Annotated in this window: 17 protein-coding genes and 1 pseudogene; 7 read left to right on the top strand and 11 right to left on the bottom strand. The window is 71.8% G+C overall.

The genetic code is table 11. The features are described 5' to 3' along the window. The first annotated feature begins 408 nt into the window (after positions 1-408). Positions 409-852 carry a hypothetical protein gene (locus AB0B55_RS21920; protein WP_357122247.1) on the top strand — a complete coding sequence of 148 codons (444 nt, stop codon included), beginning with the start codon at positions 409-411 and terminating at the stop codon, positions 850-852. An 82-nt stretch (positions 853-934) separates the two neighbouring features. On the opposite strand, the gene frr is transcribed toward AB0B55_RS21920, so the two are convergent. The 5 genes and pseudogenes from frr to AB0B55_RS21895 form a co-directional block, all read right to left on the bottom strand. Next, a complete protein-coding gene (frr, locus tag AB0B55_RS21915) occupies positions 935-1,492 on the bottom strand; it encodes a ribosome recycling factor (protein ID WP_204943784.1) in 558 nt (185 codons plus the stop codon). A 55-nt stretch (positions 1,493-1,547) separates the two neighbouring features. After that, positions 1,548-2,315 (bottom strand): UMP kinase, encoded by a 768-nt coding sequence (pyrH, locus tag AB0B55_RS21910; protein WP_110562390.1) that lies wholly within the window; start codon positions 2,313-2,315, stop codon positions 1,548-1,550. Positions 2,316-2,477: 162 nt separating this feature from the next. Next, positions 2,478-3,305 (bottom strand): translation elongation factor Ts, encoded by an 828-nt coding sequence (gene tsf / locus AB0B55_RS21905; RefSeq protein ID WP_357122243.1) that lies wholly within the window; start codon positions 3,303-3,305, stop codon positions 2,478-2,480. A 134-nt stretch (positions 3,306-3,439) separates the two neighbouring features. Then, positions 3,440-4,360, bottom strand: a complete 921-nt coding sequence (rpsB, locus tag AB0B55_RS21900; RefSeq protein WP_357122240.1) for a 30S ribosomal protein S2 — start codon at positions 4,358-4,360, stop codon at positions 3,440-3,442. 335 nt (positions 4,361-4,695) lie between these two features. Next, positions 4,696-5,869 (bottom strand): annotated as a pseudogene (locus AB0B55_RS21895) (hypothetical protein). A 146-nt stretch (positions 5,870-6,015) separates the two neighbouring features. Between AB0B55_RS21895 and AB0B55_RS21890 the strand changes: the two are divergent. The 5 genes from AB0B55_RS21890 to AB0B55_RS21870 all read left to right on the top strand — a co-directional run bounded on the left by AB0B55_RS21890 (position 6,016) and on the right by AB0B55_RS21870 (position 11,514). Further along, positions 6,016-6,375 carry a YraN family protein gene (locus AB0B55_RS21890; protein WP_357173310.1) on the top strand — a complete coding sequence of 120 codons (360 nt, stop codon included), beginning with the start codon at positions 6,016-6,018 and terminating at the stop codon, positions 6,373-6,375. 27 nt (positions 6,376-6,402) lie between these two features. Further along, a complete protein-coding gene (locus AB0B55_RS21885; RefSeq protein ID WP_357173308.1) occupies positions 6,403-7,923 on the top strand; it encodes a YifB family Mg chelatase-like AAA ATPase in 1,521 nt (506 codons plus the stop codon). Next, on the top strand, positions 7,920-9,116 hold the full coding sequence (dprA, locus tag AB0B55_RS21880) for a DNA-processing protein DprA (RefSeq protein ID WP_357173305.1): 1,197 nt from the start codon (positions 7,920-7,922) through the stop codon (positions 9,114-9,116). Before AB0B55_RS21885 ends, dprA begins: the two co-directional genes overlap by 4 nt. A gap of 128 nt (positions 9,117-9,244) precedes the next feature. Next, positions 9,245-10,288: a tyrosine recombinase XerC gene (locus AB0B55_RS21875; RefSeq protein ID WP_357173303.1), complete on the top strand. Its 1,044-nt coding sequence runs from the start codon at positions 9,245-9,247 to the stop codon at positions 10,286-10,288. A gap of 44 nt (positions 10,289-10,332) precedes the next feature. Further along, positions 10,333-11,514, top strand: coding sequence for an aminotransferase class V-fold PLP-dependent enzyme (locus tag AB0B55_RS21870; protein ID WP_357173300.1), 1,182 nt, complete (start codon positions 10,333-10,335; stop codon positions 11,512-11,514). On the opposite strand, the gene AB0B55_RS21865 is transcribed toward AB0B55_RS21870, so the two are convergent. From AB0B55_RS21865 to AB0B55_RS21855, 3 genes are all read right to left on the bottom strand, one after another. Then, entirely contained in the window at positions 11,435-12,112 is a 678-nt protein-coding gene (locus tag AB0B55_RS21865) for a M23 family metallopeptidase (protein WP_357173297.1), read from the bottom strand. The genes AB0B55_RS21870 and AB0B55_RS21865 overlap by 80 nt on opposite strands. A gap of 202 nt (positions 12,113-12,314) precedes the next feature. After that, positions 12,315-12,761, bottom strand: coding sequence for a DUF4240 domain-containing protein (locus AB0B55_RS21860; protein WP_357131033.1), 447 nt, complete (start codon positions 12,759-12,761; stop codon positions 12,315-12,317). Positions 12,762-12,794: 33 nt separating this feature from the next. Next, the gene (locus AB0B55_RS21855; RefSeq protein WP_357173294.1) at positions 12,795-20,864 is read right to left on the bottom strand and encodes a LamG-like jellyroll fold domain-containing protein; all 8,070 of its coding nucleotides are present in this window, start codon (positions 20,862-20,864) and stop codon (positions 12,795-12,797) included. Positions 20,865-21,277: 413 nt separating this feature from the next. Here AB0B55_RS21855 and AB0B55_RS21850 point away from each other — a divergent pair, with 413 nt between their 5' ends. Next, complete coding sequence (locus AB0B55_RS21850; protein WP_357173291.1) at positions 21,278-22,438, top strand: sulfite oxidase; 1,161 nt, start codon at positions 21,278-21,280, stop codon at positions 22,436-22,438. Between the two features lie 36 nt (positions 22,439-22,474). Here the strand turns inward: AB0B55_RS21850 and AB0B55_RS21845 are convergent, their stop codons facing one another. From AB0B55_RS21845 to AB0B55_RS21835, 3 genes are read right to left on the bottom strand one after another with little or no spacing between them, the layout of a single operon-like run. Next, complete coding sequence (locus AB0B55_RS21845) at positions 22,475-22,798, bottom strand: DUF2469 domain-containing protein (protein WP_018218957.1); 324 nt, start codon at positions 22,796-22,798, stop codon at positions 22,475-22,477. After that, positions 22,795-23,607: a ribonuclease HII gene (locus tag AB0B55_RS21840; protein ID WP_357173288.1), complete on the bottom strand. Its 813-nt coding sequence runs from the start codon at positions 23,605-23,607 to the stop codon at positions 22,795-22,797. The genes AB0B55_RS21845 and AB0B55_RS21840 overlap by 4 nt, the downstream gene beginning before the upstream one ends. Beyond that, entirely contained in the window at positions 23,601-24,116 is a 516-nt protein-coding gene (locus AB0B55_RS21835; RefSeq protein ID WP_357173335.1) for an NUDIX domain-containing protein, read from the bottom strand. The genes AB0B55_RS21840 and AB0B55_RS21835 overlap by 7 nt, the downstream gene beginning before the upstream one ends. Positions 24,117-24,170: the final 54 nt, after the last annotated feature.

Raw genomic sequence — 24,170 nt, 5'->3', positions numbered from 1 at the left:
ACCACCACATGACGCAAGGCCACAAGCATCCCCTACACGCGCGACTGTGTTCCGCTGGCTCGACCGCCCCGATGGTCGGTCGATTCCCGGTACGCACCGGCTGGTGGCCGGGAATCCTGACGAGCCTACTGCACCCGCCGCCGGGGCGAGGCGGACGATGGCACCCGTGACCGCCGGGCCCCTCCGGGTCACGGTGCGCAAGGGCCCGCGAGTCGCGTCGCCGTGCTGCCACGACGGCGGCGGGCGCACGGCGGCCTGAGCAACCCCGCCCGCCGCAGACGCATCGACGCCTATCCGACCGAGCATCCGGGCGAACAGGGGATGACCCGCAACACCCGTCGGTGGTCGGCTGTCGGGGTGCCGGCGTCCGCCGGCGGTCTCTACCACAGCAGCGGGGAAGGAACGTTCGTGCGCAGAATCAGCCTGGCGGTGCTGACGATGGCCGCCCTCGTCCTGACGGCGGCCTCACCGGCCACTGCGGCGACACCGAACGCCAGCATCAGGATCGACCACCGCACCAGCGAGATTTACCTGTACGACGGAAGTCCCGACGGCACCGGGCCGGCGTTCCCGGCCGCCACCGCCCGGGGAGAGGTGCGCAACTGCCCGACCGGCGTGTACTTCCTGTCGGCGTCGCTGACCCAGGACGGCCTGCCGACCTTCTGGGCCACCGGCGGCCTCGGCGCCGGCGAGATCGTCTGTGACGGCGGCACCGCCAGCATCTCGATGGGCTTCTACCGGGCCGACCCGGTACTGCATCCGGGTCGGGCCACCGTGCGCTTCGAACTGCACGACGCGTACGTCGGAACGACCCTGACCGAGACGACCCGGACCGTCCGGATCCCCCGCTGACGCTCGGACGGCGCGAGGCCCGTCCCCGGATCGGGGGCGGGCCTCGCATCGGCTGCTCATCCGGCGGACGCCGGGTCGGGCCTCAGACCTCCAGCAGCTCGGTCTCCTTGTGCTTGACCAGGTCGTCGATGTTGGCGACGTAGCGCTGCGTCAGGTCGTCCAGTTCCTTCTCGGCGCGGCGACCGTCGTCCTCGCCGGCCTCGCCGTCCTTGACGATCCGGTCCAGCTCCTCCTTGCCACGGCGGCGGACGTTGCGGATCGCCACCTTGGCCTCCTCGCCCTTGTGCCGGGCCACCTTGATCATGTCGCGGCGGCGCTCCTCGGTCATCTGCGGGAGCAGGATGCGCAGCTGGTTGCCCTCGTTGTTCGGGTTCACCCCGAGGTCCGAGTCGCGGATCGCCTTCTCCATCGCGTTGATCTGCGAGTTGTCGTACGGCTTGATGATGGCCATCCGCGGCTCGGGAACCGCGATGGACGCCATTTGGGTCAGCGGCGTGGGCGTGCCGTAGTAGTCGATGATGACCTTGGAGAACATGGCGGCGTTGGCGCGACCGGTGCGGATGGCGCCGAACTCCTCCTTGGCGTGCTCGACAGCACGCTCCATCTTTTCCTCGGCCTCGAGGAGGGTGTCGTCGATCACCGGTCTCCTCGCCTCCTTCTGTGCTCGTCGTGGGCTCTGCTGAAAGTCGTCAGGCTCAAGCGGTGATCAGGGTGCCGATCTTGTCGCCACCCACCGCGCGGATGATGGTGTCGTCACCCTGCGCGCCGAAGACCAGCATCGGCAGGCCGTTCTCCATGCAGAGGCTGAACGCGGCCGCGTCGGCCACCCGCAGGTTGCGGCGCAGCACCTCGGAGAAGGTGATCGAATCGAGCTTGCTGGCGGTCGGGTCGATCCGCGGGTCGGCCGTGTAGACGCCGTCCACGCCGTTCTTGCTCATGAGCACCACGTCGGCGCGGATCTCCAGCGCCCGCTGGGCGGCCACGGTGTCGGTCGAGAAGTACGGCATGCCGGCGCCCGCGCCGAAGATGACCACGCGGCCCTTCTCCAGGTGCCGGATCGCCCGCAACGGGATGTACGGCTCGGCGACCTGGGCCATCGTGATGGCGCTCTGCACCCGCGTCTCGATGCCCTCCTTCTCCAGGAAGTCCTGCAACGCGAGGCAGTTCATCACGGTGCCGAGCATGCCCATGTAGTCGGCGCGAGCGCGGTCCATCCCGCGCTTCTGCAGCTCCGCGCCGCGGAAGAAGTTGCCCCCTCCGACCACCACCGATACCTGCACGCCGCGGCGGACCACGGTGGCGATCTGGCGGGCGATGGCCTGCACGACGTCCGGGTCGACGCCGATCGCGCCCCCGCCGAACACCTCACCGGAGAGCTTCAGCACCACCCGGCGGGCCCGTCCGGGCGGCGGTGCCGTCGGATCGTCCATCGCCAGCGTCCGGTCACTCACAACCTGCGTCATCCGCCCCGCCTTCCCCACGCGCACGCCCCGGGCGACGCGTTACCGCGAACCTGCCGCTGCCGACCCTATGTGACGAGGAGGCCGCGGTGCCTGTCACGTACACCGGCGGCCTCCTCGTTCGACGTCTCCTGCCCACGGGCGCGCGTGGCGCCCGGTGGCGGCTCAGGCCTGGCCGACCTCGAACCGCACGAAGCGGGTCACCTCGATGCCGGCCTCGGCCAGCACCTGCTTCACCGACTTCTTGTTGTCGGCCACCGACGCCTGCTCGACGAGGACGTAGTCCTTGAAGAAGGCGTTCACCCGGCCCTCGACGATCTTCGGCAGGGCCGCCTCGGGCTTGTTCTCCTCGCGGGCGGTCTGCTCGGCGATGCGCCGCTCGGACTCGACGACGTCGGCCGGAACCTCGTCACGGCTGAGGTACTTCGGCCGCATGGCCGCGATCTGCATCGCGACGCCGCGGGCGTCAGCGTCGCCCGCCTCGTCGCTCTTGCCGGTGTACGACACCAGCACGCCGACGGCCGGCGGCAGGTCCTGGGCCTTGCGGTGCAGGTAGACCGCGGTGGTGCCCTCGACCGTGGCGAACCGGTTGAGCACCAGCTTCTCGCCGATCTTGGCGGACTGCTCCTGGATCAGGTCCGCGACGACCTTGCCGTCCAGCTCGGAGGCGAGCAGCTCCTCGGCGTTGGTCACGCCGGAACGCTCGCCGTGCTCGACCAGCTGCTGGGCCAGCGCGATGAACGACTCGGTCTTGGCGACGAAGTCGGTCTCGCAGTTGAGCTCGAGCAGGGCCTTGCCGGAGTGGGCGACCAGACCGTTGGCGGCCGTACGGCCAGCCCGCTTGCCGACGTCCTTCGCGCCCTTGACGCGCAGGATCTCGACGGCCTTGTCGAAGTCGCCCTCGGCCTCGGTCAGCGCCTTCTTGCTGTCCATCATGCCGGCGCCGGTGAGGTCGCGGAGCTTCTTGACGTCCGCGGCGGTGATTTGGGACATGGCTCTCTCTTCGGTGTTGAGTCGGCGTGTGGATGGTCAGAGGTGCCGGTTACCCGGAATCGGGCCGAACGTGCCCGTCGTACCGTCGCCGCCCGCCGTCCGCGAAAACGGACGGCAGGGCGGCGACGATGCGATCACTCCGCGGCGGCAGCCGCCGGCTGCTCGGTGGCGGCCTGCGCCGGCTGCTCGGCGGCGGCCGGCTGCTCGGTGGCGGCGGGCTGCTCGGCGGCGGCAGCGGCCGGCTGCTCGGCCGGGGCGGCCGACTCGTCAGCCTTCTTCGGCTCGAGCAGCTCGCGCTCCCACTCGGTCAGCGGCTCGTCGCTCGCGACACCCTCGGGCTTCTCGTCGTTGCCCCGGCGACGGCCGGAACGCGCGATCAGACCGTCCGCGACGGCGGCGGCGACGACCTTGGTCAGCAGCTCGGCCGAGCGGATGGCGTCGTCGTTGCCCGGGATCGGGAAGTCGACCTCGTCCGGGTCGCAGTTGGTGTCGAGGACGGCGATCACCGGGATGCCCAGCTTGCGGGCCTCGTCGACGGCGATGTGCTCCTTCTTGGTGTCGACGATCCAGACCGCGGCCGGCAGCTTCTGCATGTCCCGCAGACCACCCAGCGTGCGGGTGAGCTTGATCTTCTCGCGGGAGAGCTGCAGGGTCTCCTTCTTGGTGTAACCGGCGGCGGTGCCGCTCAGGTCACCAAGGGCCTCCAGCTCCTTCATCCGCTGGAGCCGCTTGTACACCGTCTGGAAGTTGGTCAGCATGCCACCGAGCCAGCGGTGGTTGACGTACGGCTGACCGACCCGGGTCGCCTGCTCGGCGATGGCCTCCTGGGCCTGCTTCTTGGTACCGACGAAGAGGATGCTGCCACCCTCCGCGACGGTCCCACGCACGAACTCGTACGCCTTCTCGATGTAGTCGAGAGTCTGGCGCAGGTCGATGATGTAGATGCCGTTGCGCTCGGTCATGATGAAGCGCTTCATCTTCGGGTTCCAGCGCCGGGTCTGGTGCCCGAAGTGGACACCGCTCTCCAGCAGCTGACGCATGGTCACGACGGCCATGGTGTGGGTACTCCTCAAGATCCCTGGTTGTCACGCCCGGCCGGTGGCCGGGCGTCCTGGCGCCTGGTCGCCGGCCCATGGTGGACCCGACCAAGATCGGGACCAGGGAGGCCGTCGCTACACGACGATTCGTGAAGAGGGCGCGCGAGGTCGACCGCGCGAGGCGGTCGCCAGTTGGCCAGTGTACGCCCCTCCCCGGTTTCGGCGTGCCGGGGTGCCGCGCCGCCGGACAAGATCGCGCTAGTTCCGGGAAATAGTGGCCTCCGCGTCACCAGAGGCCACTATTTCCTGGTTGTTGCGTGGATCATCGGCCGCGCCGGGCGGACGGCGGCGGGTCAGCCGGCGGCGAGCGCCGCGGCGACGAAGAGCACCAGACCGACAGTCAGGTACGCCGTGGGAGGGCGCAGCCAACCCCGGCCACTGTCGGAGAGCGCGAGTCCGCCCGTCCTGAGTCCGTACAGCCCGGTTGCGAAGATCGGCAGCCCGGCGACCAGGCAGATACCCACCACGACGTTGCCCGCGTCCACCGGGTCGCCCGTCACACCGGCCAGCAACACCCGCAGCGCGGGGATCTCGAAGATCAACGTCAGCAGGGCGAAGAGGGCCGCCAACGCCGGCCGGCGGGTCCGGTAGACCCCGTCCGGAGCCGGGGGGTACGCCGGCGCGTCTCCCCCACCCAGGTCGGGGCGGGGGCCGATCCCCGGCATCGGGCCGGTCGGCATATCCAACGGATGCGGGTGCTCCCCGCTGCCGCCCCGGGTCGGCTCGACGATCGGGTAGCCGGCGAGCGGGGCGGGCCGGCTCTGCTCGGCCAGCGGGACGGGCTGGCTCTGCTCCCCGGGCAGGCCGGGGCCACCGAGCAGCGCGACCGCCGGCCCGACGTCCGCGGTGGGGGCCGGGCCGACGTTGCTGCCGGTCACCAGCCCGGCGTCCCGGGCGCTGGCCGTTCCGGCGTCTCGGGCGGTGTCCGGCGTCGTCATGGTCAGTGGCTCTCGGGCGGCCCGGCGGCCGGGCAGCTCACCGGAGATCTCCGAGGGGTCCCGATCCGCCCTGCGTGAGCGGGTCGGCCGGTAGCCGTCCGCGTCCGTGCGGACGTCACCCAGCGGATCGGGGGCACGCCCGAAATCTGCCCCGCCGACCCCCAACCGCCCCGGCTGCGCGTCGACGACACCGAACCGCCCGGAGTCCGGTTCCGGGGCACCCCCGAAGCGGACCGCGTCCACCGCGCCGAAACGACCCGAGTCCGGTTCTGACGCGCCGCCCAGGCGGGTCGGGTCCGGCTCGCGGCGTCGGCCGACTCCGGTGTCCTCGACGGAGCGGGCGTCCTCGACGCCGCGCTGCTCGGGGATCTCGCCGTCGCGGTATCGCGGTTCACCCGCGCCGCGCCACTCGGGCTCGCCGTACCCGCGCCCCCGCTCGTCGGGGTACCAGCGCGACTCCTGATCTTCCGGAAAGCTCCGTCGTCCGTCCACGTCAGGCACCGTATGCGACGGGCCAGGCCCGCGCCATTTGGCCCCGGCCGGGTTGATCGACACCAATTGGCGCCGTAGCACAGCAGGGGCTTGATCGTCCGGTCGTCCACAGAGCGACCGTCATCCACAGGCGGGCGCTCTCGGGGTCGCGGCCCTCGTGCCCCGAGGGGCACCGTCGCGGCCATGACGAAGCGGAACCAGGCGGTCGGCGCGTACGGCGAGCGGTGCGCCGCCCGGCACCTGAGCGAGGCGGGACTACGCCCGATCGTCCGGAACTGGCGCTGCCCGGAAGGCGAGATCGACATCATCGCCTGGGACGGGCCGGTGCTCGCGTTCTGCGAGGTGAAGACGCGTCGGGGCGACGCGTTCGGCTCACCGGCCGAGGCGGTCGTACCCGCCAAGGCCCGCCGCCTGCGCGGTCTCGCCGCACGCTGGCTCGCCGAGACCGGCACGAGCGCCGACGAGGTGCGGTTCGACGTGGTGTCGGTACGTCTGCCCGACACCGGTCCCGCGCGGGTCGACCACCTCAAGGGCGCGTTCTGAGATGCGCCGACGAACGGGGGACGCGTCATGAGCTACGCGAAGGTGCTCTGCGTGGGGTTGGTCGGCGTCACCGGCCACCTGGTCGAGGTCGAGGCGGACCTCGCCGCCGGCCTGCCGGCGGTGGTGATCTCCGGCCTGCCGGACACCGCCCTGCACGAGGCCCGCGACCGGGTCCGGGCCGCCGTCGTCAACTCCGGTCAACGGTGGCCCAACCGGCGCATCACGCTGAACCTGCTGCCCGCGACGCTGCCGAAGTTCGGCTCGGCATTCGACCTGGCCATCGCCGCCGCGCTGCTGGGCGGCTCCGGCGAGCTGCCACTGCTGCCACTGGAGAACGTGGTGATCCTCGGCGAGCTGGGCCTGGACGGGACGGTCCGGCCGGTACGCGGCGTGCTGCCGATGGTCGTCGCGGCGGCACGGGCGGGTATCCAGCGCGTGATCGTGCCGACCGACAACGCCGCCGAGGCCGCCGTCATCCCCGGCGTCCGGGTACGGGCGGTGGACACGCTGCACCGGCTGGTCACCTTCGTCCGTGACGGCAGCCCGCTGATCGAGCCACCGACGGACACCCCGGCGCCGATCACCGGCGGCCCCGACCTCGCCGAGGTCGCCGGACAGCAGATGGGCCGGCGCGCGTTGGAGGTCGCCGCGGCGGGCGGGCACCACCTCGCGTTGCTGGGCCCGCCGGGGGCCGGCAAGACCATGCTGGCCGAGCGGTTGCCGTCGCTCCTGCCGGAGCTGGACGACGACGCGGCGCTGGAGGTGACCGCCCTGCACTCGGTCGCCGGGCTGCTGCCACCGGGTGGTCGGCTCCTGCGTCGTCCGCCGTTCCAGGCGCCGCACCACACGGCGACCGTCCCTTCGCTCGTCGGCGGCGGTTCCGGGCTGGCCCGCCCCGGCGCGGTGTCGCTCGCCCACCGCGGGGTGCTCTTCCTCGACGAGGCCCCCGAGTTCAGCAAGGGCGCGTTGGAGGCGCTGCGCCAGCCGCTGGAGCACGGCCGCATCCAGCTCAGCCGCAGCGGTGGCGGCACCGAGTACCCGGCCCGGACGCAGCTGGTGCTGGCCGCCAACCCGTGCCCGTGCGCGAAACCGTCCGGCGACGCGTACTGCGAGTGCACGCCGGTGGCCCGCCGCCGCTACCTGGGCCGGCTGTCGGGGCCGCTGCTCGACCGGATCGACGTGCAGGTGCGGCTGATGCCCGTACGGGCGGCGGAGCTGATGGCGTCCGGAGGTGACGTCGAGTCCTCGGCCACCGTCGCCGCCCGGGTCGCGGCGGCACGCGGCGCGGCGGCCACCCGTTGGGCCGGCCTCGGACGGCGACTCAACGCCGAGGTGGACGGCCCGTTCCTGCGCCGCCCGCCCTGGCGACTACCGGCGCTGGTCACCGCCGAACTGCGCGCCCGGCTCGACTCCGGCTCGCTCTCGGCGCGCGGCTTCGACCGGGTGATCCGGATGGCCTGGACCATCGCGGACCTGGACGGTCGGGATCGGCCCGACCGTGAGGACGTCCGAGAGGCGACCCAGCTACGGACAGGAGAGACGGCATGAGCGCCGACGAGCAGAGCAGGCTGGCCCGGGTGGCGCTGACCTGGCTGGCCGAGCCCGGCACCCGCGTGGTGCACGCGCTGGTCGAGCAGCTGGGGCCGGTGGCGACGCTGGATCTGCTGCTCGACGGCGGCAGCCCCGACCGGCGGCTGGCCTCCGCCGTGACCGCCCGGATGTCGACCGGCGACGCCCGCGCGGCGGCGGCCGAGGCCCTGGACCGGGCGGATCGACTCGGCGCGCGTCTGGTCACCCCGGACGACGACGAGTGGCCGGCCCGGGTCGCTGATCTCGGCACGCTGCGGCTCCCCGACCTGACCCGTCGCGTGGACGTGGAGACCGCCCCACCGCTGTGCTTCTGGGTGCGCGGCGCGTGGCCGCTCGGTGAGGCGTTGGAGCGCTCGGTGGCCGTGGTCGGCGCGCGGGCGGCCACGGCCTACGGCCAGCACGTGGCCACCGACCTCGGGTACGGGCTGGCCGAGCGGGACTGGACGGTCGTCTCCGGTGGCGCGTTCGGGATCGATGCCGCCGCCCACCGGGGCGCCCTCAACGCCGAGGGCCGCACCGTGGCGGTGCTGGCCTGCGGGGTGGACCGGCCGTACCCGATGGGCAACACCGCCCTCTTCGACCGGATCGCCGACACCGGGCTGCTGGTCAGCGAATGGCCGCCGGGCGCCGAGCCGCTGCGGCCCCGGTTCCTGATCCGCAACCGGGTGATCGCTGGCGGCACGCTGGGCACCGTCGTGGTGGAGGCGTCGGCGCGCAGCGGAGCGACGCAGACCGCCCGGCGGGCCATCTACACCGGTCGGGTGGCAATGGTGGTACCCGGGCCGGTGACCTCGGCGATGTCCGTCGGCGCGCACGAGTTGCTGCGCGAGAACGACAAGACCCGGCTGGTCACCGGCGTCGCGCACGTGCTCGAGGAGGTGGGCCGGATCGGGGCGGACCTGGCCCCGCCGGCCCGCGGCCCGCAGCGGCCGACCGACGACCTGGACGACGATGCCCGGTCGGTGCTGGAGGCGTTGCCCCGCCGGGGCGCACGGGGGGTGGACACGCTCGCCGCCCGCGCCGGTCTGGACGTGCGTACCGCGCTACGCAAACTGTCCCTGCTCGAAGAGCTGTCCATGGTGGTACGACGTGACGACGGCTACGCCCTCGCCCCGGTCGACAAACCCAAGGGACCGGCCGACCGCCGGTAAACGCGGACGCCGACGTGGCCGGCGGAGCACGGTCCTCGGCCGTACGCTGGTGCCGTGCCTGCTGCCAGCGAAGGTGCGCGTGCCGCTCGGCGGACCGCATCGGTGACGCCGCGAGAGGCGCGGCGGCCGTGAGCCGGTCCGCCCGGGGCACCCGGGCCACTCATCAGAACCTGCCACCGCCGCTGCGGGACGCGGTCGACGACTTCGCCGGGCACCTTTCCCAGGTTCGCAACCGGTCGGCGCACACCGTCCGCGCGTACGTCACCGACGTGGTCGCGCTGCTCGACCACGCGGTGCGGATGGGTTGCCGCGACCTGGGCGAGGTCGACCTGTCGGTCCTGCGGAGCTGGTTGGCCCGGCAGCGGACCACCGGCGCCGCCCGTACGTCGCTGGCGCGCAGAGCCGCCTCGGCACGGGCGTTCAGCGCGTGGGCACACCGCGCCGGGTTGCTCGCCGCCGACGTGGGGGCCGCGCTGGCCAGCCCTCGCGCGCACCGGGAGCTGCCCGGCGTCCTGCGCGCCGACCAGGCCACCGCGCTGCTGGAGGCGCCGACCCGGCACCCGGCAACCGCACCCGGCACGCCCACGACAGGATCGCCCGCAAACGGCACGCCCGCGACGGGGTCCGCCCCCGGCGGGGAGCCCACGACGGACGGAGCCACCGACGCGGCGGTGGCGCTGCGCGACAGGGCGCTGCTGGAACTGCTCTACGCCACCGGCGTACGGGTCAGCGAGGCGTGCGGGCTGGACGTCGAGGACGTCGACCACGCCCGGCGCGTGATCCGGGTGTTCGGCAAGGGCCGCCGCGAGCGGTCGGTGCCGTACGGCGTGCCGGCGCAGCGGGCGCTCGACGAGTGGCTGCGGCGGGGCCGCCCCGCGCTGGTCGCCCCGCACTCGGGCGACGCGCTGCTACTCGGGGCCCGCGGCGGTCGGCTCAACCCGACCACGGCGCGTCAGATCGTCGGCGGGTACGCCGAGGCCGCCGGCCTGCCCCGGACGAGCCCGCACGGGCTGCGCCACTCCGCCGCCACCCACCTGCTGGAGGGCGGCGCGGACCTGCGCGCCGTGCAGGAACTGCTCGGGCATTCGTCGCTGGCCAGCACGCAGATCTACACCCACGTGTCGGTAGAGCGGTTGCGCGCCGCCTACCGCCAGGCGCACCCCCGCGCCTGATCACTGGCGGGCCGGCCGGACCGCCCGACGGTTACGATCATTCGGTGAGCGTCCCGCAGCCTCCCGAGCCGATTCCGGGCGCCCGCCTGCTGTTCTCCCTGGACCCGGCGGTCAGCCACCTCAACCACGGCTCGTTCGGCGCGGTGCCAATCGGCGTGCAGCGCGCCCAGCAGCGACTGCGCGACGAGATGGAGGCCAACCCGCTGCGCTTCTTCACCCAGGGGCTCGTCGACCGGCTCGCGCACACCCGGCGGCACCTCGCCGGGTTCCTCGGCGCGGACCCGCAGGGCAGCGCGCTGATCGGCAACACCACCACCGGCGTCGCCGTGGTGCTCCAGTCGATGGGCCTGCGACCCGGTGACGAGATCGTCAGCACCGACCACGGGTACGGGGCGGTGAGTCTGGCCATCGCGCGGGAGTGCCGCCGCACCGGCGCGGTCAGCCGGGTGCTGCCGATTCCGCTGGACGCCGGCGACGAGCAGATCGTGCAGACCATCCGGGCCGGCCTGCGCCCGGGACGGACCCGGCTGCTCGTCGTCGACCAGCTCACCTCGGCCACCGCAAAGCTCTTCCCGACGGTCGCCATCGTGGCGGTGGCCCACGAGAACGGTGTGCCGGTCCTGGTGGATGCCGCGCACGCCCCCGGGATGCTCGCCACCACGGTCGCCAGCATCGGCGCCGACTTCTGGGCGGGCAACCTGCACAAGTGGGGGTACGCGCCGCGCGGCACCGCCCTGCTGGCGGTCGCCCCGCAGTGGCGCGAGCGGATCGAGCCGCTGGTGGTGTCGTGGGAGCAGGAGTCCGGCTTCCCGGCCCGGATCGAATGGCAGGCCACCCTCGACTACACCTCGTGGTTGGCTGCCCCCGCCGGGCTGTTCACGCTGCGCAGCCTCGGTGTCGACCGGGTACGGGAACACAACGCCGCGCTCGCCGCGTACGGCCAGCGGGTGGTGGGGGACGCTCTGGGGGTGCCCCCCGCCCAACTGCCCGACCCCGGCGGACCGGGGGTGTCGCTGCGTCTCATCCCGCTGCCGGCCGGGACGGGCACCACGATCGACGCGGCGCGGGCGTTGCAGACGCGCATCGGCGAGCGGCTCGCCGCCGAGGTGGCGGTGATGAGCTGGAACGGCCGTGGGTGGCTGCGGCTCACCGGCCAGGTCTACAACGCCGCCGACGAGTACGAGCGGCTGGCCACCCGGTTGCCGGCGCTGCTCGCCCAGCGCTGACCCCGCGCACCGGGTCGAGCGGGAGGAGCCGCACCGGGCCGAGGCCGAGCAGGGCGAGCGGGTCCAGGTACTCCACACCCCGGCGCAGGCCCCAGTGCAGGCACGCGTCGGCCGGGCAACCCGGGTGGCCGGGCAGCAGTTCGCCCAGCGGCGCTCCTGCGGCGACCGCCTGACCGGGGCGTACCCCGGGTCGCACGGGCTCGTGGGTGGTTCGCAGCCCTCCGGCATGCCCCACGGTGACCACCGGTCGGCCGGCCACCAGACCGACGAAGAGGACGGTGCCCGGCCCGGCGCTGCGGACCACGGTTTGAGCCGAGGCGGCCAGGTCGACGCCCCGGTGGCCGGACAGCCACGGCTCAGGTGGCGGGTCGAAGCGGCGCACCAGTCGCGGTGGCCCGTCGAGCGGCCAGCGGAAGCGCTCGGTGGGAGCGGGAGGCTCGAACGCGATCGGCACGGTCGGCGTCGGTGGCAGGCCGGGCACCGACGCGACAAGCACCGCAAGACCGCAGAGCTGCACGATCAGAGCGAGGGGGAACGCCGCGCAGAGCAGCACGGTACGGAGGTTCGAGCCGAGACGGGTGGCGGATGGCGATCGCATGCCGGCAGCCTCGGCCCGGGGCCGGGTCGTCCGCCAGCCCGGCCAGCGAAGCTGTGGACAACAGACGGCCCTGTGGACGACCACCCGGAGGCGCCGATGATCTGCTATGCCGCGCTGGGGAGCTGCTGTGCGTGCCGGGCTCGCCGAGGCGTCGGGTAGGCCCTTTCACCTACCCGACATCCTCGGACGAGCCCGGGTCAGCTCACCACCACTGTTCGTTGGAACCGGTTTCGTAGTCGTACTCCTCGACGTGGTCCCACTCCACCCCGGTCAGCTTCTGATAGGCGTTCGAGGGGACGTCGAGGATCGAATCCGCGTGCGCGGCCTCGACGGTGGTGAAGCGGGTGAACGCCGCCGGATCGGCCAACACGGCATCGAATGCCGCGGGCCCCGCCACCACCACCGCGCAGCGCGCGTACAGGAAGCCGTCCTCAGTCAGTTGATCAGCGCCCGGTGGGACCGCCTGAGCGAGCACCCGACGGTCCAACTGATAGAGCTTGAAGGCGAGCGTCTCAGCAAAATCGATGATCCGCTCCACCGGCTCGTCCGACAGCACGGAGGTCAACCGCTCGTACGGCCGGTCGTCCTGGACTTCGGGCTGGCCGCCGAGCACCGCCACGAGCCGCCAGAATTCCTCGTCTGCAAGCATCGAAATCCTCAACCAATCGTCGACCAGGTCGAACTAGTGCCAGTTCTTGTTTCCGTCAGGGCGTTTTCCGAAGATCCGGAAGAAGCCTCTGATCAGTCGTGTTTCTATAGCCTTTGCCCGCCGCTTACCCGGGATGCCGCGCCGCAGGTACTTAGCGGTGTACTTGTCATTCGGATTCTTGCGATTGAGCTTCCTGAGCTGTTTCGGAAGCCGGTCACCCTTTCCTTCGCCGTACCTGTACACCTCGCCGTTCTTGTCGATTCGGTAGACGTAGTGGGGGCAGGAACAGTCGAGTGAGTTGCCGTGTTTACCGCACGCGCTGACGTTGTGCGCCAACACGTCGACACCGTCGACCCGGACAGCGTACGTGTGCACATCCCCGACGTTGAGGTTGTACACGGTCTGTGCCGGCACCCAGCCACGGTCCACAACAGAGGCCACCTGCACCGTCGTTCCGTTGGCGGCGCGTAGCCGATCGCCGGCCCGCACCTTCTCGGCGAACGTCCAGCCCACGCCCTCCACCCACAGCGGGTGCTCAGCCGTAGCCTCCAGCGCCCCGCCCTGACCCTCGTCGAGGTCGATGTCGATCAGGTGCTTCGCGCCAACGCCGTCGATCACGGCGAGGACGGGCTTGGCCTCGGCCACGCCAGTCGTAGGATCGACCGCCATGACCCAGTCGCCCAGTTGAACGTCCGAGATGGGCAGCGATGACCCGTCCGCCATCAACACCTGGGTCTGCGGCGTGAAGGAGTTACAGCGACTTCGATGCCTGCCCTTGTACAACCGTCGTGCCCGGCTGGCCTTGCGGGCCTTCTGGGCGGCCCTCGCGGCACCGACGGCGAAGCGGGCTCCGCGGACCGCCGCGCCCGCCCCCACGGTCGCGGCCAGCGCGCCGCCGATGGCCCAGGCAGCCTCCCGCCAGTTGCCGGTGGCGGCGTACGAGACCGCGGAGACCACCCCGGCGATGGTGCCGATCGGCCCCGGGATCATCGACGCGTAGGACGCGACCTTGGCGACCTTGGACAGGCCCTTCTTGATGCTGCCCCAGCCGAACTTGCCGTCCAGGTCGGTGCAGTTGACCGGGTCCCCGGCGCAGTAGTCGTAGGCGGTGGCGTTTCCGCCGTCGACCGGGTCGACCTGGAGGAACCGCCCGATCCCCGGCGAGTAGAGGCGGACACCCATGAGGATGACGTCGCCCACCGCGTCGCCGGAGCGCTGCTTGCCGCCGAGCCAGCCGTACCGCTGGTCGGCCTGCCCCGCCACCGGCACACCGAACTCGTCGTAGTCGAGGAACTCGGGCTCCAGCAACGCCGTGTCGATCGTGGCGGCCACGTCGCCGTGCAGGTTCAACAGCTGCAGCCGGACGTCTCCCGCGTCGGAGGTGGTGGCAGCCAGGTCACCGTCGGGGCCGGACACGTTGCGGGTGTAGCTGCCCAGCGTGGTGTCCTCGATGATCCAGCGGGGCTCGTCGGAGTCGTCGCCGTAGTGGTTCAGCTTGGAGGTGGCGTTGACCCAGTTGCCGTCGACCATGGTCTCGGTGGTGAACGCCCGGAACCGGTGCGCGGGGTCCAACGTCCAGCTCTGGCGGGAGTCCCCGAGTTGCTGCCGTTGCACCAGATCGTTCGCGAAGTACGCGTTCGTCAGGCCGTCCGGCATGGTGGTGGTCCGCCCGAAGGCGTCGTAGACGTAGCCGGCGTCGGTGAGCCGGTCGGCGGTGTCGTAGCTGTGCGTGCCGGACACCGGGGTGCCGGTCTCGTCACACGTACCGTCGGCTGCCGGCGCGTACCGCGAGTTCCCGGTCCGGTTGGTCCGGTCGTCGTAGGTGTAGGTGCGGGTGACGCAGCCGTCGGTGATGGCGCTGTCGTGCTGGGCACGTGTCAGTCGGCCCAGCCGGTCGTAGCGGTAGGCCTTACTGCCACCGGTGTAGGTGTGGTTCACCCACTGACCGGCGGTGTTCTCCTGGACCGACTCGGAGTAGATGACCTCGTTGTCGGAGTCGCGGGTGTAGGTCCGCTCCACCGGCTGGAGGTTCGCGTCGAGCCGGTCGGTCCGGGTCAGCCCGCCCGGGTACTTCAGCTCGGTGAGTTGGCCGTCCGGGGAGTACTTCGCCGAGAACGTGCCGGCGACGCTGTCGGTGACGCTGGTCAGCAGGCCGCGGGGCTCCGCCGCACGGTCGTAGGCGAAGGTCGAGTACCCGGTGGGGTCGGAGACCTTCACCGACTTGCCGAACCTGTCGAACTCGTTGGTCGTCGTGCCGCCGTCGGCGTCGGTGTAGGACGCCAGCCGGCCGAGCAGGTCGTACTCGCGGGTGACCGTCGAGGTGCCCATCGTGGTGACGGTGACGTCGCCGGACGTCGGGCTGTAGGCGGTGGTCACCGCCGGCACCGGTGCGCCCTCGTCGGAGCTGACCTGCGTGCTGGTCACGCGGGTGGCCGCGTCGTACTGGGTGGTGGTCGTGCGGGTCTTGCCGTTCGACGTCTCGGACACCACGGCCTCGTCGCCGTACCGGGTGTATGAGTTGATCCTCCGCACCGGCAGGTTGGTGGTCATCCGAGCCGGATCGTGCCCGGTGACGGCTCCGACCGCCCGGGTGACGCAGGGCTCGCCGGCCCACTCGGGCCGGTTGCCGCACGCGCCGTCCTGAGCGTTGGCCCCGGTCGAGTAGTAGATGACCTCGGTAGCCATCGCGTCCGAGCCGGTGGAGCCGATGCCCCAGGACTTGAGCACCTGACCGCTGGCGTTGCGGACCACGTACGCGGTCAGGTTCTGCCCGCCCGCTCCGGCGTCCGCGATCACCTTCGTCGGGGACTTCAACGTCCAGCCGGACACGCCGCCGTACTCCGCGTCGTAAGCGTTCTTCGACACCCGCACGTCGGCGTCCGGATAGCCGACGATCTGCGCGCCTTCACTCTCCGTGGTCACCAGGTGATAGGTGGCCCCGTCGGGCTTGCCCTCGTCGTACTTGTTGACGGCGTGCGACCGTCCGATCACCGTCGCGCCGGCCGGGATCGCCTCCAGCGGGCCGGTGCCGTCCGGATCGGCGAGGGGGTTCTCCAGTACCACCGTCGAGGTGGGCCCGACGGATTCGAGGAGGTCGACACCGTCGGTGCTGTACGTGTTGATGGTGGAGAGCGCCAGCGCTCTGCTGGCGGTGTCCGAGCCGGCCAGGCCCAACTCGTCGAGGTAGCGAGCGGAGCCCTGGAACGTGCCGAGGGCCAGTTCCCGGTCGGTGGCCTCCAGGCTCCGGACCACGTTGCCGAACCTGTCGTACTCGGCGGTGTCGAGGTGGCCACCCGGACTGGCCGTGTTGACCTCCTGTCCCCCGGCGTTGAGGTAGTGCACGGTGGCGTACGGGTAGCCGTTGCTACCCGGGCTGGCCGGGGTGGCGGCGTTGCGGCCGGGGTTGTCCTCGGGGCCGAACACGGCGGTCGCGTCGGTGGGCAGGTCGACCTGGCCCCACGTGGAGATGGCCGCCGAGTTCAGGTCGTACGGACCGCCGAGGGACCTGGCCAACGGCACGTTGTAGACGACGTTCGTGGCGACCTCACCGTCGGTGGCGGTCTTGGAGCCCTGCTGGAGCGCGGCCCGGCGGACCTTCAGCAGCCGTCCGGTGTTCTCGTCGCCGGAGAGGCGGGTGACCTGCTGGTCGGTGAGCGCCTTCCCGTAGACGCGGACGTCGTCGACTTCGCCGTCCCAGATGTTCGAGGCGGCACCGGCCCACTTGGCCCGGCCGATCACGTAGGCGCCGCCGGCGTTCCAGCCGCCGGTGGCCGCGGTGGTGCTCTGCAACACGCCGTTGACGTAGAGCTTCATCTTGGCGCTGGCGGTGTCGTAGACGCCGGTCAGGTGGGTCCACTTGCCCGCCACGGCGGTGCTGTTCGCGATGGCCCGAACCGGGGTCGCGCTGTCGCTGTCCGAGGTCACCCGCGAGAACGCGAACTTGTCCTCGGCGGCGACGTAGTTCAGGAACAGGCCGCTGGTCCGGGAGCCGTCCTTGGACACCGCGGTGCGGTTGACCGACTTGTCCTTGATCCGCACCCAGGCGGAGACGGTGTAGGAGGCGGTGTTGGACAGGGCCGTGCCGGCGACGTTGATCTGCTGGCCGGTGCCGCCGGTGAACACCGAGGCCCGGTCGGCCGGGTTGTCCGGGTCGTTGCCCTGCCCCCAGGAGACACCGCTGGCCATGGTGCCGTTGCGGCCGCTGCCGGAGGAGTCGGCGACGGCGGTGCCCGAGCCGGCGTCGAGGTCCCAGCGCAGTGCCGCGGAGTCGACGTCCGGGTTGCCGTAGTCGAAGTTCCACGGCAGCTCGCCGGACGGGGTGACCTTGGTGACCCGGCCGCCGCCGTACTCGTAGGTGGTTTTCAGCGCCGGGGTGGCCCGGGGGTCCCACACCTCACGGAGTTGGCCGAGGTCGTCGTACGCGTATCGGGTGACCTGGGTGGCGGTCGTCGCCGAGGTGTCCGGGTCCCAGGCCCAGAGCTTCACTCCGGAGACCCGGTCGGTGTAGTCGCCGAACACCGTCTGGCTCAGTCCGGATGAGGTGGTGGTGGCGTACTCGTACTCCAGGACCTCGCAGCCCCGCGCCGGTACGGCGGTGGTGCAGTGGTTGGTGTCGTCGACGCCCGGCTCGGCCGGGTTGATCACCTTCTTGAGCAGCAATCGGCTGCCGGTCGTGTCATAGATGTAGCGGGAGGTGGTGTCGGACTCCGGCGTCCAGGACGACGTGGCCGCCCAGACCCCACCCTGCGAGGTGAACTCGGTGACGGTGCCGTCCAACTCCGACAGCCGGTAGGCGGTGGTACCGACCTTGGTCAGCACCATCCCCTCGGAGCCCGGCTCCGGGGTGAAGGTCACGCCGTCGGTGTTCTTGGCGAAGGTGATCCAGCCGCCACCGATGCCGTTGACCCTGGCCAATGACGGTTCGGGCAGCGTCACGGTGCTGTACTCGATGTCCGCTGCGCCGCCGGTCGCGCCGCCGGTCCAGGCCGGGCCGAATGGGGCGATGATCTCGGTGAACGACAGGTTGTCCCAGTAGACCTTGCGGCCGGAGCCGCCCTGCATGCCGTTGTAGAGCCGGAAGAACGCCTCGGACGCGCCGGCCGGGACGGTCATGTCGAGCGACAGCTCCTGCCAGCCGTCGGTGTAGGCGGCCATCGCCGAGGAGGTCTCGGTGTAGGTGCTGCCGGTCTTGGTGAGGCCGACGATCCGCAGGCCACGCTGGGCGTAGGCCGGCACCAGCCCGGTCGCGCCCGGCACGAAGATCCACCCGGTCATCCGGTACGTCCGGCCGGCGGCCATGTTCAGCCGCATCGCCCCACCGTCGCCACCGACCGCCACGTAGGTGTCGTTACTCGTGGTGGTGACCGGGGTGATCTCCAACGAGTCGGCCGGGCTGGTCTCGCCCTGGCCACGTGCGGTGGAACGCGCCGCCGACGAGGTGGACGGCACGGTGAAGCCGGTCAGGTCGGTGGAGATCTGCTGCTGGTTGGCGGTCAACCGCTGCGCCATCGGCTGGTAGCCGGCGGCCCCGTCCCGCGACGACGTGGCCCGGGCGACCGAGAGTCCCAGTTCGTCAGCGTCCGTCGAGGAGATGGAGTAGTCGCCGGTGAGGAGGTTGACTGAACCGGCGCCGATCTCGTCGTCGGCGGCGCCGTCGCCGCTCGAGTCGACGGAGACCCGCACCCAGGGGATGGTGTACGCCGGCGTCGTGCCGGTCGCGGTGTAGAGGTGGGCTCGCACCTCGACGACACCACCGGTCAGGCCGAGAGTGTCGGTGGCGTTCCAGATCGCGTATCCGCCGAGCGCCGACAGGCCGACAGGGCTGGCGGAGGTCGCGGTGATCGGCGCCCCGGTGGCGGAGGTCAGGTTCGCCGAGGGCACCGGCAGGATCGCACCGCCCGGACCCCGGCGATATTCGAAGTACGTCCGGGTGTAGCCGGAGACCGGGGTGGTGATCCGCAACTTGGTTCGCTTGACGATCGTCGCGCCCGGCAGCGGTTCGGCCAGCGCGGCGTTACCCGCGTCGAAGACGTATTGGTTGAGGTCGGAGAGGTTGCCGGCCGAGTCCTTGGCCTGCACGGACAGGGTGCGGTGCCCGTCGCGTGGGCTGAGCGTGACCGACTTCGCCCCGGTCGCGGCCACCGTGGTCGCGGCCGTGTCGTAGTCGAACTTGTAGACGAAGGCGGCGAGGTCGGTGCTGCCCGAGGCGGGGGTGAAGGTGAAGGTGTCCGCCTGGCCCGCGCCGCCGTGCGGCTGGGCGTCGTTGAGGTAGATCGTCGCCGCCACGAAGGGAACACCGGGCTTCGTGGTGTCCACGGTCAGCGGGGTCCACGCCGTCGCCGTGCCGTAGGCGTACGGATCCTTGGCCCGGACCTGCCACTCGTACTGGACGCCGTTGACCAGGTCGACCGGCACCTGCCAGGAGGCGGTGGAGCCGTTGGTCCAGGCGGGACTGCCCGATCGCAGGCCGGACGACGAGACGACGGCCTGGGTGGTCTTGTTCCGCACCACGAACTCGGCCTGCAGGGTCTGCCCGGCGTTGGCGTCGGTCAGCTTCGCCGACAGGGTGGGCCGCAGCGAGGAAGTCTGGGCGCCGGATCCGCAGGCGGTGTAGCAGGGCGCGGCGGCCAGTGCCGACGGCACCGACGGCGCGCTGTTGTAGGTGATGGAGACCAGCGGCGGGTGGGTGCCCTCGGCCGAGTCGAAGCGCTTCCAGCCGGAGGTCGAGGTCTCGGATGTGGCCCGCAGCATCACGCTCGCGCTGGACGCGCTGGTGTCCGCCGCGTACTGCAGCGCCCCGCCGACCTCGACGTAGACGTAGCCGTCGCCGCAGGACGAACTGTAACCGCGGGTCTCGGTGGAGGTGCCCACCTTCGCCCGCGCGGTCGGCTGGGCCGTCCACCGCACCGACGAGTCGACCAGGTCGGTGCGCCAGGCCTCCCAGGACGCCGCCGTGCACGACCAGGAGTGGTAGTTCCACAGTCGCAGCTTCGCCGAGATCACCCGGCTGCCGGCGAAACCGCTGGTGTTGAAGCGGAGGTAGGAGCGGGCGGTGAACGAGCCACCGTCGTTCGAGTAGCCCAGCTTCAGGTCCGCCGAGCCGGACTGGTCGCTGGAGTAGGTGTTCTGCACGAAGGCGTCGAACGACGGCGACAGCGAGGTCGGTGGGTCGATCGTCACCGGGAAGGTCAGGTCCGGCCGTGCCAGGAACGTCGCGTCCGGCGTCAGCTCCATGACGGTACGACCCTTGCCGGCCGCGACGGCGCGCAACGCGACCCGGGCGTGGTTGAGGCGCTCGCCGGACTGCGGGGCCACCTCGGCGTCCCACATCAACGGCGTCTGGGCCCGGCCCACCTGCCGACCGCGCCGGTCCTTCAGCAGCAGTCCCCCCATGCCGTCGGTGGCGGCGGTGAGCTGGCCGGTACGCAGCGGCACCGACAGCTTGCGCACCTGCGCGAGCGCGGCCCGGTCCTTGACCACGAAGTGCTGCTCGTAGCCCGTGGCGTGCGCGTGGAACACCAGGTCGACACCCGGTCGTACGTCGGGGTAGGTGATCGTGCGTCCGTCGAGCACCGGCTCGGGCAGCGCGCCGGACCAGGCCAGCCCTGCCTGGTCCGCGCCCTCACCGATCTTCACCACCTCGTGCTCGCCGGTACCCGGTGTGGCGCCCGCGAACGTCAGCGCGAGGGGATGCGCGATCGGCGCCACCGAGCCGTCCGACCGGCGCTGCAGGGTGAGGTCGACCGGCACCCACTGGTCGCCCCGGCGCACCCGCACCGGGGCGAGTGCCTGCTCCTCGGTCAGGGTGCCGTCCGGGTTGGCGAAGACCTGGGTCGTCTCGGTCCGGCGGTTCTTCACCTCGACCCGGGAAGCGCAGAGCTTGGCCGCGATCGCCGCCGACACCTCGTCGGCACGGTCGTCGGGACACTTCGGCTTCGGTGCGGGTGTCGGTGCCGCCGCGGCGGCGGCCGGCGGCGCCGGGCGGGTGGGCACGTCCGCCATCGTGGCCACCAGGGCCAGGATCAAGAAGATCGACAGGCGACGAACCCACGCCGCGCAGCCCTCCCCGGCCAACGTGATGAACACGCGTGACTGTCGGTGCATCGGCACGACACCCTCCCCCGCTCCTGGCTCTCTGTGAGCGAGCGGAGCGTACGAAGGCGGTTAACAGCTTTCAATGTCTTGACGCCAGGTCGGATCATGGATATTCGCTCGCCGATAACGCTCCTAAAAGGACGTTAAGCCGCAGTCTGGGAATCCCAGGCAACGCAACACGCAAGAAGGATGTTGCGCAGGTCGACGGCGGCCGGGCGGACCGAACCCGGCGCTTGAGATCGGCGCATGCACGACAGCCGTCGATCGGCAAGCCCCACCGTCGATGATGTTTGTCACTGGCCCGGCGAATCCGCCGCTGAGCCACCCGCTCCCCGGAGGGGTGATCCGTCCTCCGGCGCAGGCGGAAGGCCTAGGCTGGGCCGCGTACGGCGGGTGCCGCCGTCTGTACCGGGGAGGCCGGCATGACCACTCTTGACGATCGGACGACGTCCCGCGCGGGCGGCGCCGAAGGTTCCGGCCCGACGGTGGCGGACGTGAGCGGCCCGTCCCGGCTCGCCGAGCCGGACGAGGCGATCAGCGCCGACGAGTTGCAGTTGGCGGCCCGCAACCACGGTCTGCCGCTGGAGGCGCTGCGCTACGACGTCACCCCCGCCGGGCTGCACTACCTGCTGGTCCACTACGACATCCCGGAGGTGGACCCGGCGACGCACTCGCTCACCGTCGGCGGGGCGGTCGAGCGGCCGTTGACCGTCGGTCTGTCCGAGCTGCGCGAGCGGCCCCGGGTCACCCACCGGGTCACCCTGGAGTGCGCCGGCAACGGACGGGCCCTGCTGCACCCCCGGCCGGTGAGCCAGCCGTGGCTGGTCGAGGCGGTCGGCAACGCCGAGTGGACGGGTACGCCGCTGGCGCCCCTGCTGCGCGAGGCGGGCCTCGGCCCGGACGCCGTGGACGTCGTCTTCACCGGCGCCGATCACGGCGTCGAGCGGGGGGTCGAGCAGGACTACCAGCGGGCGCTGCCGGTGGCCGACGCGCTGCGCGAGGAGGTGCTGCTGGCGTACGAGATGAACGGCGCTCCCCTGCTGCCGCAGCACGGCGCTCCGCTACGGCTGATCGTGCCGGGCTGGTACGGCATGGCACACGTCAAGTGGCTGCACTCGATCGAGGTGCGGACCACGCCGTTCGACGGCTACCAGAACGCGGTGGCCTACCGGCTGCGCCGTGACGCGGACGATCCGGGCGAGCCGGTGACCCGGATCGAGCCGCGTGCCCTGGTGCGCCCACCGGGCTTTCCCGACTTCATGACGCGCCGCCGGGTGCTGCCGGCGGGACCGTGCACGGTGGACGGTCGGGCCTGGTCGGGGCACGCGCCGGTGGTGGCGGTGGAGGTGAGCGTCGACGGTGGGGCGAGCTGGGCGCAGGCCGAGCTGGACCCGGCGACGGGCGGGGAGTTCGCCTGGCGACGGTGGCGGTACGAGTGGACGGCGACGCCGGGCCGGTACGTGCTCAGCGCACGGGCGACCGACGCGTCCGGGCGGACCCAGCCGGTCGAGCAGCCGTGGAATCGTGGTGGCTTCGCCAACAACCTGGTGCAGCGCGTCGAGGTCGTGGTGCCCGCCGAGTGACCGCCACGGGTGGGGGCCCGGGGCGCGACGGTCCGGTCAGTTGCCGAAGCCGGAGTCGGCGGGCAGCGAGATGTCGGGCTTCTCCAGCTCTTCGACGTTGACGTCCTTGAAGGTCATCACTCGGACGTTCTTCACGAAGCGGGCAGGGCGGTACATGTCCCATACCCAGGCGTCGTGCATCTCGACCTCGAAGTAGACCTCGCCGTCGGAGTTGCGCACGTGCAGGTCGACCTGATTGGCCAGGTAGAACCGACGCTCGGTCTCCACCACGTAGGAGAACTGGCGGACAATGTCGCGGTACTCCCGGTAGAGCTGCAGCTCCATCTCGGTCTCGTACTTCTCGAGATCTTCCGCGCTCATCGCACTCCGCCTTCCATGACCACATCTTCCCCCACGGGCGTCGAAGGCCGAGGCTGCTCGCCCAACGCCACGCCGACGGTACCCCCTGACGCCCCGGAGTGCCCCATCGGCTCGTCCGAGCCCGGGTCGGCCGGTCGCCGAGCGCGCGGTGGCCGGCCGTCGCGGCCGGAGACCGTCGCGACATTGACGTACGAGAAGCGGTGTTCCCGGCACGGCCCGTGCTCGCGCAGCGCCGCGCTGTGCTCCGGGGTGATGTAGCCCTTGTGCTCGGCAAAGCCGTACGCCGGGTACACCCCGTCCAACTCCACCATGATCCGGTCCCGGGTGACCTTGGCGAGCACGCTGGCCGCCGCCACGCAGGCGGCCACCCGGTCGCCCTTCCACACCGCCAGCCCCGGCACCCCCAGGCCGTCCACACCGAAGCCGTCGGTCAGCACGTACTCCGGTCGGGTGGTGAGCGAGGCGAGCGCCCGGCGCATCGCGGCCAGGTTGCACACGTGCAGCCCTCGGGCATCGACCTCGTCGGCGGGGATGATCACCACGGCGTACGCCAGGGCACGGTCCACGACCTCGGCGTACACCCGTTCCCGGCTGGCCGGGGTGAGCAGCTTGGAGTCGGCGAGCCCGTCGATCTCGCCGCGCCGCCCCTCCGGGAGCACGGCCGCGGCGGCGACCAACGGCCCGGCGCACGCGCCCCGGCCGGCCTCGTCGGCGCCGGCCACGTGCCGGAAGCCGCGCCGCTGCAACGCCCGCTCCAGCGCGTAGAGCCCGGCCTCCCGACGAACGACGGTACGCGGCGGGGTCAGCACGACGCCTCGGCAGCCGGCGGCAGCAGCCGGGCCAGCAGGTCGGGCAGCTCCGGTGGGTAGTACCGCTCGCCGCTGGCGGCCAACTCGGTGGGCAGCCACCAGCGGTGACCGGCGATGCTGCGCTGCTCGACGTCGTTGAAGCCGACGGTGTCGACCTCGCACGACGGGACGCGGAGCAGGAAGAAGTCCTGCTCCTGGCGGTACCAGTCGCCGTCGAACGGGAACTCGGTGGCGTCGGACCAGACCGGCTCACCCAGCTCGGCCGGATCGACCCGCAGCCCGGTCTCCTCGGCCAACTCCCGCACCGCGCCGGACGCCGGAGACTCACCCCTGTCGAGCCCGCCGCCCGGGGTGAACCAGTAGCGGTGCTCCGGGCGGGCCGGGTCGAAGCCGTGGAACAGCAGGATCCGACCGGCCGCGTCGACCAGCAGCACCCGCGCCGCGCGTCGAGGGATGTAGACGCGGTCGGCACCGTTCGCGTCTGTGGGGCTCGTCAGCCCACTCCTCACGGTCACCGCACCAGCCTGCCAGACGGGCGGCCGATCGCCCACGCCCCCACCAGT

The organism is Micromonospora sp. NPDC049107, assembly GCF_040648595.1.
Taxonomy (GTDB): Bacteria; Actinomycetota; Actinomycetes; order Mycobacteriales; family Micromonosporaceae; genus Micromonospora.
Note: the sequence above shows the minus strand (reverse complement) of the source record. Positions and strands in the feature narration are given on the sequence as shown.

What these genes read in the sequence shown, in the direction of transcription:
- dprA (WP_357173305.1), top strand. Translation starts at nt 7,920, where the DNA reads ATGAGCGCCGACGAGCAGAGCAGGCTGGCCCGGGTGGCGCTGACCTGG.
- AB0B55_RS21865 (WP_357173297.1), bottom strand. Translation starts at nt 12,112, where the DNA reads ATGCGATCGCCATCCGCCACCCGTCTCGGCTCGAACCTCCGTACCGTG.
- pyrH (WP_110562390.1), bottom strand. Translation starts at nt 2,315, where the DNA reads ATGACGCAGGTTGTGAGTGACCGGACGCTGGCGATGGACGATCCGACG.
- AB0B55_RS21845 (WP_018218957.1), bottom strand. Translation starts at nt 22,798, where the DNA reads ATGAGCGCGGAAGATCTCGAGAAGTACGAGACCGAGATGGAGCTGCAG.
- AB0B55_RS21850 (WP_357173291.1), top strand. Translation starts at nt 21,278, where the DNA reads ATGACCACTCTTGACGATCGGACGACGTCCCGCGCGGGCGGCGCCGAA.
- rpsB (WP_357122240.1), bottom strand. Translation starts at nt 4,360, where the DNA reads ATGGCCGTCGTGACCATGCGTCAGCTGCTGGAGAGCGGTGTCCACTTC.
- AB0B55_RS21885 (WP_357173308.1), top strand. Translation starts at nt 6,403, where the DNA reads ATGAGCTACGCGAAGGTGCTCTGCGTGGGGTTGGTCGGCGTCACCGGC.
- AB0B55_RS21855 (WP_357173294.1), bottom strand. Translation starts at nt 20,864, where the DNA reads ATGCACCGACAGTCACGCGTGTTCATCACGTTGGCCGGGGAGGGCTGC.
- tsf (WP_357122243.1), bottom strand. Translation starts at nt 3,305, where the DNA reads ATGTCCCAAATCACCGCCGCGGACGTCAAGAAGCTCCGCGACCTCACC.
- AB0B55_RS21890 (WP_357173310.1), top strand. Translation starts at nt 6,016, where the DNA reads ATGACGAAGCGGAACCAGGCGGTCGGCGCGTACGGCGAGCGGTGCGCC.
- AB0B55_RS21860 (WP_357131033.1), bottom strand. Translation starts at nt 12,761, where the DNA reads ATGCTTGCAGACGAGGAATTCTGGCGGCTCGTGGCGGTGCTCGGCGGC.